Origin of the sequence: Marinobacter sp. NSM (assembly GCF_052380025.1) — a bacterium.
In the GTDB taxonomy this organism is placed as follows: Bacteria; Pseudomonadota; Gammaproteobacteria; order Pseudomonadales; family Oleiphilaceae; genus Marinobacter.
This window is the reverse complement of sequence record NZ_JBQTCK010000001.1, coordinates 746,712-759,056: the sequence shown is the minus strand read 5'-3', so window position 1 is coordinate 759,056 and position 12,345 is coordinate 746,712. Positions and strand designations below refer to the sequence as shown.

Annotated in this window: 12 protein-coding genes and 1 tRNA gene; all 13 read left to right on the top strand. The window is 57.5% G+C overall.

Features of this window, described 5'->3' with window-relative positions; genetic code table 11:
* Positions 1-36: 36 nt before the first annotated feature.
* The gene (locus tag ACTZWX_RS03570) at positions 37-612 is read left to right on the top strand and encodes a nitroreductase family protein (RefSeq protein WP_444712764.1); all 576 of its coding nucleotides are present in this window, start codon (positions 37-39) and stop codon (positions 610-612) included.
* Positions 613-846: 234 nt separating this feature from the next.
* A complete protein-coding gene (flgB, locus tag ACTZWX_RS03565; protein ID WP_444712763.1) occupies positions 847-1,245 on the top strand; it encodes a flagellar basal body rod protein FlgB in 399 nt (132 codons plus the stop codon).
* 32 nt (positions 1,246-1,277) lie between these two features.
* Positions 1,278-1,730, top strand: a complete 453-nt coding sequence (gene flgC / locus ACTZWX_RS03560; protein WP_072677155.1) for a flagellar basal body rod protein FlgC — start codon at positions 1,278-1,280, stop codon at positions 1,728-1,730.
* Between the two features lie 17 nt (positions 1,731-1,747).
* Positions 1,748-2,425: a flagellar hook assembly protein FlgD gene (locus ACTZWX_RS03555; protein WP_072677156.1), complete on the top strand. Its 678-nt coding sequence runs from the start codon at positions 1,748-1,750 to the stop codon at positions 2,423-2,425.
* A 28-nt stretch (positions 2,426-2,453) separates the two neighbouring features.
* Positions 2,454-4,355, top strand: a complete 1,902-nt coding sequence (locus ACTZWX_RS03550; RefSeq protein ID WP_152438291.1) for a flagellar hook protein FlgE — start codon at positions 2,454-2,456, stop codon at positions 4,353-4,355.
* 73 nt (positions 4,356-4,428) lie between these two features.
* Entirely contained in the window at positions 4,429-5,181 is a 753-nt protein-coding gene (locus ACTZWX_RS03545; protein WP_444712762.1) for a flagellar basal body rod protein FlgF, read from the top strand.
* Positions 5,182-5,259: 78 nt separating this feature from the next.
* On the top strand, positions 5,260-6,048 hold the full coding sequence (gene flgG, locus ACTZWX_RS03540; protein ID WP_444712761.1) for a flagellar basal-body rod protein FlgG: 789 nt from the start codon (positions 5,260-5,262) through the stop codon (positions 6,046-6,048).
* 3 nt (positions 6,049-6,051) lie between these two features.
* The gene (gene flgH, locus ACTZWX_RS03535; protein WP_444712760.1) at positions 6,052-6,753 is read left to right on the top strand and encodes a flagellar basal body L-ring protein FlgH; all 702 of its coding nucleotides are present in this window, start codon (positions 6,052-6,054) and stop codon (positions 6,751-6,753) included.
* On the top strand, positions 6,750-7,844 hold the full coding sequence (locus ACTZWX_RS03530) for a flagellar basal body P-ring protein FlgI (RefSeq protein WP_061332137.1): 1,095 nt from the start codon (positions 6,750-6,752) through the stop codon (positions 7,842-7,844). Before flgH ends, ACTZWX_RS03530 begins: the two co-directional genes overlap by 4 nt.
* Before the next feature lie 8 nt (positions 7,845-7,852).
* Positions 7,853-8,848 carry a flagellar assembly peptidoglycan hydrolase FlgJ gene (flgJ, locus tag ACTZWX_RS03525; RefSeq protein WP_444712759.1) on the top strand — a complete coding sequence of 332 codons (996 nt, stop codon included), beginning with the start codon at positions 7,853-7,855 and terminating at the stop codon, positions 8,846-8,848.
* A gap of 6 nt (positions 8,849-8,854) precedes the next feature.
* Entirely contained in the window at positions 8,855-10,885 is a 2,031-nt protein-coding gene (flgK, locus tag ACTZWX_RS03520) for a flagellar hook-associated protein FlgK (protein ID WP_444712758.1), read from the top strand.
* A 16-nt stretch (positions 10,886-10,901) separates the two neighbouring features.
* Complete coding sequence (gene flgL / locus ACTZWX_RS03515; RefSeq protein ID WP_444712757.1) at positions 10,902-12,149, top strand: flagellar hook-associated protein FlgL; 1,248 nt, start codon at positions 10,902-10,904, stop codon at positions 12,147-12,149.
* A gap of 82 nt (positions 12,150-12,231) precedes the next feature.
* Positions 12,232-12,318, top strand: a tRNA-Leu gene (locus ACTZWX_RS03510).
* Positions 12,319-12,345 lie beyond the last annotated feature (27 nt).

Here is a 12,345-nt window from a genome sequence, read left to right as displayed (position 1 = left end):
CAGTATTAAGTGTAACCCACAATTCGGTGAGCCAGTATGACGTCCGTAACCCGTTTCCTGCTTGAGAGAGCATCCGAACCCCGTTTAGAAGAGCCGGCACCGCCCCGCCACATAGTGGATGTGGCATTTCAGTGCGCCGCCAGGGCGCCTGACCATGCCCTGCTAAGGCCATGGCGCTACCTTGTGGTGGAGGGAGAAGCCCGGCACGCCCTGGGCGAACTGTTTGCCAGCGCGTGCCCTGAAACTGCCAGTGAGCAGGAAATCGAGAAAGCCCGGCGCGCGCCTCTTCGAGCGCCAATGGTGATTGTGGGCATTGCAGCGCCACAATCCCACCCGAAAGTGCCCGAGGTTGAACAGTTGATGTCTGCCGCAGTGGGCATGAGCTTCCTGGGGCTTGCCCTGCGGGATGCCGGTTATGGCGCGATGTGGCGTACCGGGGGCGTGGCTTATCATCCCGAGGTTCTTGATGGGTTGGGCCTGGAGCCGGGGGAGTCGGTTGTTGGTTTCCTGTATACCGGAACGGTGTCTGTTGAAAAACCGTCTGTGCCGCGCCCTGAGACCAAGGCTTTTGTAAAGGCATGGCGCGGTCCCGGTCGCCAGGAGGGCTGGTAACCGTCCAGATGTGATCCTGATAGCGGCAATCCGTTTATCCGCCAAGGGAAACGGTTTGCCGCCTTTGCCCGAAACTCCACCCTGTTGCCGCTCACTTTCTGATCATGCTCCTCCGCAAGCCCTGTCGCCCAAGCGCTCCATGAAACTGGCACCACCTTTGCTTTAACTCTTTCAGAACGCAAATCCGGCAAGCCGCCGTTCAAGCGGTGCCGGTGCAGAATTCCGGAGGCAGTCATGGCAATTACATTTGATAGGGCACTGGGTATTCACGAGCACGCACTCCAGGCCAGGGTGCAGCGCGCGGAAGTACTCGCCAATAACCTGGCCAATGCCGATACCCCGGGCTACAAGGCCAGGGATATCGATTTTCGCGCGATGATGCAGAAGGCGCAGGAATCTGTCAGTGGTCTGCAGATGGCGACCACGCATCATGGCCACATGGACACTTCCAGCCCGGGTAGTGACGGTGAACTGCTATACCGCAATCCGCAACAGCCGTCTGTCGACGGCAATACCGTGGATGCCCAGGAAGAGCAGAGTCGCTTCATGCGCAATGCCATGGACTACCAGGCCAGCTTCCAGTTTTTGAGCAGCAAGTTTTCCGGATTGACCAAAGCCCTGAAGGGTGAGTAAGCCGCAGTCATTTACGATTTGAGGAGATTGCCATGTCACTGGGCAACATTTTTGACATCGCCGGTTCCGGCATGACCGCACAATCCCTGCGGCTGAATACTACGGCTTCAAATATTGCGAACGCCGAGACTGCCAGTTCCAGCACAGAGAATGCTTACCGGGCACGCAAACCGGTCTTTGCCGCCATTCAGCAGGCCATGCTGAATCCGGACCAGCAGCAGAGTTTCGGCACCAGCCTGAACGAAGGTCCCGGTGCCGGTGTGCGGGTTGAGGGGATTCTCGAAAGCGATGCAGAGTTGCAGATGCGCTACGAGCCTAACCACCCTGCTGCCAATGAAGACGGTTACGTGTTCTACCCGAACGTGAATGTCGTTGAGGAAATGGCAGACATGATGTCTTCCTCCCGCAGTTTCCAGATGAACGTGGACGTCATGAACACTGCCAAGTCCATGATGCAACGAATCCTGACGCTGGGTCAGCAGTAAATAGTGAGGAGTGAGTCATGAGTGCAGTGAATTCGGCTTCGGCCTCAGACGTACTGAGCCAGTATCGGATCAATCAGGACGACAAGGCCCGGGGCGGCAGCGAGCTTGGCAAAGACGCTTTCATGGAATTAATGCTCGCCCAGCTTAAAAACCAGAACCCGTTAGAGCCCCAGGACAACGGCGATTTTATCTCCCAGTTGGCGCAGTTCAGCTCCCTGGAAGAAATGCAGAACCTGTCGGGCACCGTTGAGGATGTGGCCGGACAGTTCCGTTCCAGTCAGGCGCTGCAGGCCTCTGCAATGGTTGGCAAGACCGTTCTTGCGCCTTCCAGTGTGGGCATTCTGGGTAATGATGGCGAGATTACCGGAACCATCGAAGTGCCAGCGTCTACCGGTGGGCTGCGGTTGTCGGTGATGAACCAGAGCGGTGAGCTGGTGCGCCAGATTGATATGGGCAGCAGCCAGGCCGGTGTGGTGTCGTTCCGTTGGGATGGCGAGGACGGCAACGGCAATCCTTTGCCGCCTGGACCGTACCAGATTGTCGCGCAGGGATCTTATCCGTCCGGCCCTGAACAACTCGGTACCATGGTTAGCGCCAATGTGGACAGTGTGTCCCTGGGCAAGGGCGGTTCCATTACTCTCAATCTTGCCGGTATGGGTTCCATTGCCCTGTCCGATGTAAAACAAATTAACTGATCCGGTGTCAGACCAGGAGGTATAAGTCATGGCATTTAATACAGGTTTGAGCGGCCTTCGGGCGGCCTCGGTTGATCTGGATGTCACCGGCAACAACATTGCCAACGCCAGTACGGTGGGCTTTAAAGGCAGCAAGGTGCAGTTTGGCGATCTGTACGCCAGCGGCTTTCTGAGCGGCGGCACTAATCCGATCGGTGATGGCGTGCGCGTTCAGGACGTCAAGCAGTCCTTCGGCCAGGGTAACATCAGCTTCACTGATAACGGCCTGGACATGGCCATCAGCGGTGATGGTTTCTTTATCCTGAACAACAACGGTGAAATCCGTTATTCCCGGGCCGGCCAGTTCGGTATCGATAAAGACGGGTTCGTCACCAACAACCAGAACATGCGGGTTCAGGGTTTTACCGCGGATGACGACGGCAACCTGTCTGGTATTCGGGGTGATCTGCAGATCGAGACTGACAACCTGGCGCCACGCCGTACCACCAATCTGCGATCCGATCTGAACCTGGACTCCCGGCAATCTGTGCTGGAAAGCCGGGTAGTGGACTTCCAGACGGTTTCCATGGGTGATCTGACCGTAGACGATGTCTTCCGTGTCGCCTACTCGGACGGCACCAACTCCCCGGACATCACCATTCCTGCTGGTTCCACCGCGAGAGACGCCGCGGGCATCATCAATCAGCAGCGCGGGTTGTCGGCGTCTGCCACCACGGCGGTCACCCTTGGTCAGGAATTCTCAATTACCGATCTGGAAGATGCGTTGGCGGCTGGCGATACTGAATTCCGGATAGAGCTGGATGGCCAGAATGTGCCTATCTCACTCAGCGGGGTCAGTTCATTGCAGGGGCTTGTAGACGCCATCAACGCCTCGAGCGCCACAAGCCTGTCTGCCTCCCTGGTTGATGGTGGAAGCGATATCCGGATTATTGACAACCGTGGCTCAAATGTGGGTATCAGTTTCGCCAGCACCGATGCCGGTGTAAACCAGCCGCTTGAGGTGTTCCAGGGCGATGTGAATATTCAGTCTGACCGCACGGTTCAGGATATTCTTCCGGTTGGCGCGAGCAGCGAGATTGCCGATGCGTTCGCTGGCGGCGACCTACGGATTACCAATTCCTTCAATCCCCTGGACCAGAGAACCTACAACCACGCCACCTCAACCACCATTTTTGACAGCCTGGGTAATTCTCACGAGCTGACCCAGTTCTTCGTCAAGAATCCTTCGCCTGGTAACGGCGTGGGTGTCAGTGAGTGGTCGGTCTATTTGCAGATTGATGGTGAGCTGGTGGCCGGTACAGACACATCTCCGTACACAGCACGCTTCAACGAAGATGGCACCTTGCAGTCCATCAACGGTGACCCGAACGGTGAGATTGTGGTTACCGACTGGATTCCGAAAGACCCGAATGGCGAACCGAATGGTGCCGATGGCCCACCACTGCCCGGTGAAGAGGTGGTGACACCGATTCCCGAGCCGCCGACTACCTCGGCCTTCGTGGTGGACCTCGGGAACACTACCCAGTACGGCGCCAACTTCGGTGTTAACGACCAGCGCCAGAACGGCTACAGCACCGGCCGTTTGTCTGGCCTGGACGTGTCTGACCAGGGGGTGATCTTTGCCCGGTATACCAACGGGCAATCCAAGTCCCTGGGCCAGGTGGCGTTGGCGTCATTCAACAACACCAATGGGTTGTCGCCGGTGGGTGAGACCACTTGGGTAGAAACCTTTGAGTCTGGCCAGCCGATTATCGGTGCGCCAGACACCGGCACCCTGGGTTCCATCAAGGCAAGCTCGGTGGAAGAGTCCAACGTGGACCTCTCCGCAGAGCTGGTTAACCTGATCATTGCCCAGCGCAATTACCAGGCTAACGCCAAGACCATTGAAACCTCCGATGCGGTCACCCAGACCATCATCAACCTCCGGTAAAGCCCTTCCATAAACATGGCATGACTCCTGCAGGATGACCGGAAACAGTCAAAATTCCGGCAGGAGTTTGCCCATGGACAAAGCCCTTTATATTGGAATGTCTGGCGCCAAGCAGAACATGCTGGCCCAGCGTGCCCATGCCAATAACCTGGCAAACGTGAACACCATCGGCTTCAAAAAGGATTTTGCCCAGGCCCGCAGTATGCCTGTGTTTGGTGAACACCATCCCACCCGCGCCTACGCCATGACCGAGCGCCCCGGTACCGATTTGTCCGCCGGCGCCCTGATGGACACCGGTCGCAAACTGGATGTTGCGGTGGAAGGCGATGGCTGGCTGGCAGTGCAGAACGATCTGGGTGAAGAGGTGTTTACCCGCAGCGGCAGCCTCCAGGTGGATGTGAACGGCCTGGTTCGCCTTGCCAGCGGTGAGCTGGTGTTGGGTAACGGTGGCCCCGTGGCTCTGCCGCCCTTTGACAACCTGCAGGTGGGGGCAGACGGCACCATTTCTATTGTGCCCGTGGGTGGCCCGCCGGATCAGCTGGTTGAAGTGGACCGCCTGAAGCTGGTGAACCCGCCCGCCAATACCCTTGAGAAAGGGTTGGATGGATTCATCCGCCGCAAGCCGGACCCGGCACTGGATGGCCCGGAGCCGCCGGATGCCGCTATGCGCGTCGCCACTGGTTTTCTGGAAAGCTCCAACGTGAATGCTGTGGAAGAAATGATTGCCAACCTGCAGTTGTCCCGTCAGTACGAGATGCAGGTGAAGGTCATGTCGACTGCCAACGAGAATTCCGAGGCTGCGGCACGACTGTTGCAGAACCTTTGATAACACTGAGAACAGATCATCCATTGGCCACAAGCGGCAAAGAATCGCCGCTGCAGCCGGCGGGTAAGGAGTAGAGCAATGCATCCAGCACTTTGGGTCAGCAAAACCGGGTTGAGCGCACAGGACACCAACATGTCCACCATCTCAAACAACCTGGCCAACGTGAACACCACCGGCTTCAAGCGTGACCGGGCGGTATTTCAGGATCTCCTGTACCAGATCAACCGGCAGCCGGGTGGTCTGAGCACCGAGAACACCGAGCTTCCGTCTGGCCTGCAGCTGGGTACCGGGGTGAGGGTGGTTGGCACGGCCAAGCAGTTCAGCCAGGGCAACCTGCAGATTACCGATCAGCCCCTGGACTTGGCTGTTAATGGCCGTGGCTTCTTCCAGATTGAGCTACCGGATGGCCAGATCGCCTATACCCGCGATGGCCAGTTCCAGTTGAATGCCGACGGCGATGTGGTAACGCCCGATGGCTACCCGCTGGAACCCAACATTAACGTGCCGGAAGACGCGACCAATATCACGATTGGTAAGGATGGCACCGTAACCGTGGTGACCGATGACCAGGCCGCGCCGATCAACCTTGGCCAGATCACCCTGGTGGACTTCATCAACCCCCAGGGCTTGCAGGCCATCGGCAACAACCTGTTCAGGGAAACCAATGCCAGTGGCGACCCGGCGGAGGGTGAGCCAGGGCTGGCTGGTTTGGGAAATATCGAGCAGGGCACCATTGAGTCATCCAACGTCGAAGTGGTGGAAGAGCTGGTCAATATGATCACCACCCAGCGGGCCTATGAGATGAACTCCAAGGTGGTGTCCACCACCGATCAGATGCTCCAGTTCATTACCAATAACATCGGGTAAGTTATGAACATCATTCATCACACCTTCAAGAAAGAACGGTTCGCCACCCTGGCACTGGTGGGTGTGCTGATTGTTCTGCAGGGCTGTACCGCCATGAGCCGCCCCCGGGCATTGCCAGACGACCCGGCATACGCACCGGTGCGCGCCCAGGCCATGATGCAGCGTGACCCGGACTCCGGCGCCATCTTCCAGCCGACCCGTAACTACAGTCTTTATGGCGACACCAAGGCCCTGAACATAGGTGACGTGCTGACCGTTAATCTGCGCGAATCCACCCGTGCCAGTAAAAACGCCGAAACCAGCATTACCAAAGACCAGGAGCTGAGCCTCCCTGAACCGAGTATTTTCGGCAAAAACAATATCGGGCTGAACGCCCGGGCCAATTTCGAGCGGGATTTCAGCGGCTCCGCCGAAGCGGACCAGAGCAACAGTTTGGCTGGCAGCATTACGGTAACCGTAACAGAAGTGTTGCCCAATGGCGTATTGCGTATCCGGGGTGAGAAATGGCTGTCATTAACCAATGGCGATGAATATATCCGCCTGACAGGACTGGTTCGGCCGCAGGATATCGCGCCGGATAATACCGTGGCCTCCAACCGCGTAGCGGATGCCCGCTTCGCCTATGGCGGCACCGGTGACTTCGACCAGGCCAACCAGATGGGCTGGCTGGCGCGGTTCTTCAACAGTGAGTGGTGGCCGCTATGATGCGCCGAATGATTGCTGTGTTCGCGTTGCTGGCAGTGTGTGCCTCTCCGGTGATGGCTGACCGCCTGAAGGATCTGGCCAAGGTAAAAGGTGTCCGTAACAACCAGTTGATCGGTTACGGCCTGGTGGTGGGCCTGGACGGTACCGGCGATAAAGCGCCGTTCACCAACCAGACCTTCCGCAACATGATGAATCAGTTCGGCATCACTCTGCCGGATGGCGTTAACCCGAACCTGGCTAATGTGGCGGCGGTTACCGTCAGTGCCACTTTGCCGCCTTTTGCCAAATCCGGCCAGGAGCTGGACATCACCGTGTCTTCCATTGGTAACGCAGACAGCCTGCGGGGTGGCACGCTTCTGATGACGCCGCTCAAAGGCGCTGATGGCCAGGTGTATGCCATGGCGCAGGGCAGCCTGGTGGTGGGTGGCTTCGGTGCCCAGGGGCAGGACGGCTCCCGGATTACGGTGAACGTGCCCAGTGTTGGCCGGATTCCCAACGGTGCCACCATCGAGCGAGAAGTGGAATCGCCGTTTACCCGTGGCGACACCATAACCTTCAACCTGATGAGAGCCGACTTCACCACCGCCCGCCGGGTAGTGGAAGCCATCAACGATACGCTTGGGCCGGATATGGCCTATGCACACGATGCCACTGCGATTTCTGTGCGGGCACCGCGGGACCCGTCGCAGCGGGTCAGCTTCCTGTCGATTCTCGAGAACATTGAAGTGGAGCCGGCTGAAGAGGCCGCGCGGGTGGTCATTAACAGCCGCACCGGCACCATTGTGGTTGGCCAGAATGTGCGGGTCAGCCCGGCGGCGGTCACCCACGGCAATCTGACCGTGACGATTCAGGAAAACCCAGAAGTGGTGCAGCCCAATCCGTTTGCCCAGGGTGACACTGCGTTGCAGCAAAACACCCAGATAGCGGTGACGGAAGACCCAGCCAGAATGTTCCAGTTTGGCCCTGCCACCACACTTAATGAGATCGTTCAGGCCGTTAACCAGGTGGGAGCGGCCCCCGGGGATGTCATGGCGGTGCTTGAAGCCCTGAAAACAGCCGGCGCTCTGCGTGCCGAGCTGATCGTGATCTAGGTGTAGCCATGCAGGACTATCGCGTACAACAGGCCGAGATCTACACCGACTTCAGTGGGCTGAACGCCCTGAAGACCCAGGCGAGATCGGATAAACAGGCAGCCCTGGAGCAGGTGGCGCGCCAGTTTGAAAGTCTGTTTCTGGCGGAAATGCTGAAATCCATGCGTAAGGCCGGCGAGGCCTTTGCCGAGGGTAATTACCTCAACAGCAACGAATCCGAGTTCTACCGGGACATGTTCGACAGCCAGGTGAGTTTAAGCATGTCTGGCGGCAGTGGAACAGGTCTTGCTGAGGCGCTGGTCCGGCAACTGAGCCGCGATGTGCCCGGCATGGCCAGTAATGGCGAGCGGCTGGCGGGGCACAAGGCCACCCTGGCGGACTATGACCGCAGTATGCCGGCGATATCCCGCAACTTGCCAGAGCAGCTGAAGGCCATCGATGAAATGACTCAGGCGGCCGAACAGAAGCAGCCCGAGCAAACCGTGACGGCGGCAGAGTTACCATTGACCTTTGAATCACCGGAGCACTTTGTCGCTGAGTTGATGCCATTTGCCGAGCGCATCGGTAAGGAAAGCGGCATTGACCCCAGGTTGATGGTGGCCCAGGCGGCGCTGGAAACCGGTTGGGGGCGCCACATGATCAAAGGGGATGGCGACCAGCCCAGTTTCAATCTGTTCGGTATCAAGGCCGATACCCGCTGGGGCGGTGACGCCGTGACCATCACCACCACCGAATTCCGTGGCGGTGTGCCCATGAAGGAGCGCGCTGACTTCCGGGCTTACCCGGATTACGAGGCGAGCTTCAGGGATTACGTGGATTTCCTTCACAGCAACCCCCGGTACCGGGATGTGCTGTCGTCAGCCGACCAGCCTGAAGTCTTTGCAGACAAGCTTCAGGAAGCCGGTTATGCAACTGATCCGGAGTATGGTTCCAAGATACGCCGGATTATGAACAGGGATTCTCTGATGACGCTGTCCATGAACAGCGGCGTGCCGAGGGAGTAAAGCATCATGGCAGGGTTGATCGGAATCGGTTTGACCGGGGTGCTCAGTCATCAGACAGCGCTGAACACCACCGCCAATAACATCACCAATGCAAACACACCCGGTTACAGCCGGCAGGAAGTGCAATTCGATACCCAGGAAGGGCGGCGTACTGGTGCCGGTACCATTGGCAGTGGGGTGTCCATTTCCAACATTCGCCGGCTGGCGGATGAGTACCTGACCCAGCAGTTGCGGGAAGACAGCACGCTGTTCGGAGAACAGAATGCACTGAACGCTGAGCTTACCCGGCTGGATAACCTGCTGGGGGGCGAAAGCACCGGGTTGAACAACGCCCTGAACAATTTCTTTGCGGCCCTGCAGAATGCGGCGGAAGACCCGGCTTCACTGCCTCAACGCCAGCTGGTGTTGAGTGAGGCTCAGCAGGTGGTGAATCGCTTCCAGGCGCTCAACCAGGAATTCATCCAGCAACGGGAATCGGTCAAAACCCAGATGCAGCAAGGCGTGAAAGACGCCAATTCTCTGCTCAAGAGCATCGCCGATCTGAACCTGGCTATTTCTGAGTCTCCGGGCCTGGCCCAGGGCAAGATGCCCCTGGAGCTGATGGACAAGCGGGATCAGAAGCTCAAGGAGTTGTCGGAACTGGTGGGCATTCGGGTTACCCAGACCGAAGGCAGCCAGGTGAATGTGTCGCTCGCCAATGGCCTGTCGCTGGTGACCGGTGCCAATGCCTCCCAGTTTTCTACCCGCACCAGTGCAGAAGACCCCACCCGCCTGGAATTCACCCTGACCACCAGTGGCCGCACCCTGCAGGTGGATGAACAGATCAATGGCGGCAAGCTCGGCGGCCTGCGCCGGTTTGATCAGGAGGCCCTGAAACCCGCGTTTGATGAGTTGGGGCGGTTGGCCGTAGCCATTTCTGCGTCCATCAACCATCAGCATGAAATCGGGATGGATCTTGAGGGTGATCTGGGCGGTAACTTCTTTACCGACGTTAACGAAATCGGGCTCCAGCGCAGTAGGGTTGTGCCCAACGCTAACAATGCAGATCCCAAAAATGGCCAGCTGGCGGTTGAGATTACCGATAGCAGCCTGCTACCGGCGGGAACCTGGACGCTGCAGTTCAGCGGCGACGGCAGGAATTTTGAGTTGATCGATTCCGCCACCGGCAAAACTGTCAATCAGGGCCGATTGCCAGACCCGGTGCAGTCCGAGATTTCCATGCCTGGTTTTAATATTCGGGTGGAAGGCGGGCAGTTCAATGCGGGCGACAAGTACCTGATCCAGCCGAGCCGAAATGCCGCTGAGAATATTAAGCTGAACGTTCTGAGGGAAGAAGATCTGGCCTTTGCGAGTCCTATCCGTGCCAGCTCGGATGATGCCAACCTGGGAACCGGGAAGATCAATCAGGGCACCATGCTGAATGTTCGTAACCCGAACACCAATGCCTTGTTGCCGGGGTTTGAAACCCGGGGTGAGTTGGCGAACGGGCCTCTTGAAATCCGGTTCAGCAATGATGGCACCGATGTTACTTACACCATATTCGATGTTAATGGCGATGCGTTGGGTCCCGCGGACCAACCTTATGATCCTAAAAAGATCAACACCATTTTCAGTAACGATCCGACGGCTGGCGACCTGTACCAAGGCTACCAGTTTGAAATGACCGGCGAGCCGGCAAACGGCGACGTGTTCTCCATTGGCTACAACAGCAATGGCATCTCAGACAATCGCAACGCGGAGCTGTTGGCGGCCCTGGGTACCGCAAACACCTTGAATGGTGGCCGCCAGAGCTTCACCGAAGGCTATGCGGGCCTGGTAGAGGATATTGGCGTCAAAACACGCCAGAGCCAGCTCGATAAAGAGGCCGGCAAAACGTTGCTGGAGCAATCCAACAACCAGCGTGAATCCATTTCCGGTGTGAATCTGGACGAGGAAGCCGGCAAGCTGATTCAGTATCAGGCCGCTTATAACGCGTCGGCGCAAGTCATGTCGGTGGCGCAGGACCTGTTCAACACGTTGTTGCAGAGCTTCCGGTAAGGCGAGGTAAACGAAAATGATCCGAATTTCATCTCAGCAGATTTTTTCGGGCGGCATCAGCCGGATGCAGGATGTAAATAGCGACCTGGTAAAAACCCAGGAGCGGATTTCCACGGGTAAAAAGGTCAACAGACCCTCCGATGACCCGGTAGCTGCTGCCCGCATCCTGAAGCTTAATCAGGAGGTCAAGCGGATAGAGACCTATGAGCGCAACGCCAGCCTCGCCGAGAACCGCATCAAACAGGAAGAGAGCACCCTGGCCAGCGGGGTGGACATCATCCAGCGGGTGAGAGAGCTGACGGTTCAAGCGGGTAACGGTTCATTGTCTGCCAATGACCGTCAATCCATTTCCGCAGAGCTGAAAGAGCGACTGGGCCAGCTGGCGAATATCGCCAACACCAGGGACGCGTCCGGTGAATATATTTTCAGCGGCTTTCAGGGCAGTACTCCGGCGTTTGCCAAGGACGATTTTGGTGCCTGGAAATATCAGGGTGACGAGGGCCAGCGGGTGCTGGAAATTGATGATGGCGTGACAGTGCCCATCAGTGACAATGGCAAGGGTATCTTCGTGAACGTGCCCTCGGCGGTCTCCGTTACCGGTTCGGATGATGGCACCGGTACTGGCGTTGCGGCTCAGGGTTATGTATCCGGATTGGAACTGATTGCACCGAAAGATCTGAAGGACACGTTCAGTCCGGCGGTTCCGGATGACTTGACGGTCCGGGTGGTTGATGACGGAGCGGGCAATCTGAATGTCGAAGTGGAAGATCCGCGCACAGGGACGCTGCTGAACACACAACCCTCTCCGGCTGTACCGGGTGAAGAGTTTGTGGTGGCGGGTATTCGACTGACGGTTAATGACGCAGCCGAAGGCGATGAATTCACCTTGGGGATCAGCGACAAGCAATCGATCTTTGGCACCATCGAAAGATTGATCGCAGGCCTCGATAGCATCGACAAGGCGACACCAAAATCCAGCGCCGAGTACGATGCGCTCATCGCGGAATCGTTGATCAATCTGGACAACGGCCAGGAGTCCATCATTTTAAAGCAAACAGAGCTGGGTGGCCGGTTGAATGCAATTGAATCTACTTCTTCATTTCTTGAGGATTCCGGGCTGTACGCCGATGAGATACGTTCGCAGCTGCAGGATGTGGATTATGCCGAGGCGATCAGTAATCTGAGTTTCCAGAGCTTTGTGTTGCAGGCGGCCCAGCAGTCGTTTGCGCAGATCTCCAGGCTGTCTTTGTTCGATCGCCTGTAATTGGCTGAGGCGGTGAGAGATTTTTACTCGCCGCCCGGTTGCTTTAAGATTCAGGCTCAGTATAATCCTCCCACTCTCCGATGGCGGCGTGGTGAAATTGGTAGACACGACGGATTCAAAATCCGTTGGGGTAAAACCCGTGGCGGTTCGAGTCCGCCCGCCGCTACCACTTATTGGCCGCAACTTGCGGCATCGT

Bases quoted from the DNA above. Each gene is read 5' to 3' on its own strand.
- ACTZWX_RS03570 (WP_444712764.1), top strand. From the start codon at position 37: ATGACGTCCGTAACCCGTTTCCTGCTTGAGAGAGCATCCGAACCCCGT.
- flgB (WP_444712763.1), top strand. From the start codon at position 847: ATGGCAATTACATTTGATAGGGCACTGGGTATTCACGAGCACGCACTC.
- flgC (WP_072677155.1), top strand. From the start codon at position 1,278: ATGTCACTGGGCAACATTTTTGACATCGCCGGTTCCGGCATGACCGCA.
- ACTZWX_RS03555 (WP_072677156.1), top strand. From the start codon at position 1,748: ATGAGTGCAGTGAATTCGGCTTCGGCCTCAGACGTACTGAGCCAGTAT.
- ACTZWX_RS03550 (WP_152438291.1), top strand. From the start codon at position 2,454: ATGGCATTTAATACAGGTTTGAGCGGCCTTCGGGCGGCCTCGGTTGAT.
- ACTZWX_RS03545 (WP_444712762.1), top strand. From the start codon at position 4,429: ATGGACAAAGCCCTTTATATTGGAATGTCTGGCGCCAAGCAGAACATG.
- flgG (WP_444712761.1), top strand. From the start codon at position 5,260: ATGCATCCAGCACTTTGGGTCAGCAAAACCGGGTTGAGCGCACAGGAC.
- flgH (WP_444712760.1), top strand. From the start codon at position 6,052: ATGAACATCATTCATCACACCTTCAAGAAAGAACGGTTCGCCACCCTG.
- ACTZWX_RS03530 (WP_061332137.1), top strand. From the start codon at position 6,750: ATGATGCGCCGAATGATTGCTGTGTTCGCGTTGCTGGCAGTGTGTGCC.
- flgJ (WP_444712759.1), top strand. From the start codon at position 7,853: ATGCAGGACTATCGCGTACAACAGGCCGAGATCTACACCGACTTCAGT.
- flgK (WP_444712758.1), top strand. From the start codon at position 8,855: ATGGCAGGGTTGATCGGAATCGGTTTGACCGGGGTGCTCAGTCATCAG.
- flgL (WP_444712757.1), top strand. From the start codon at position 10,902: ATGATCCGAATTTCATCTCAGCAGATTTTTTCGGGCGGCATCAGCCGG.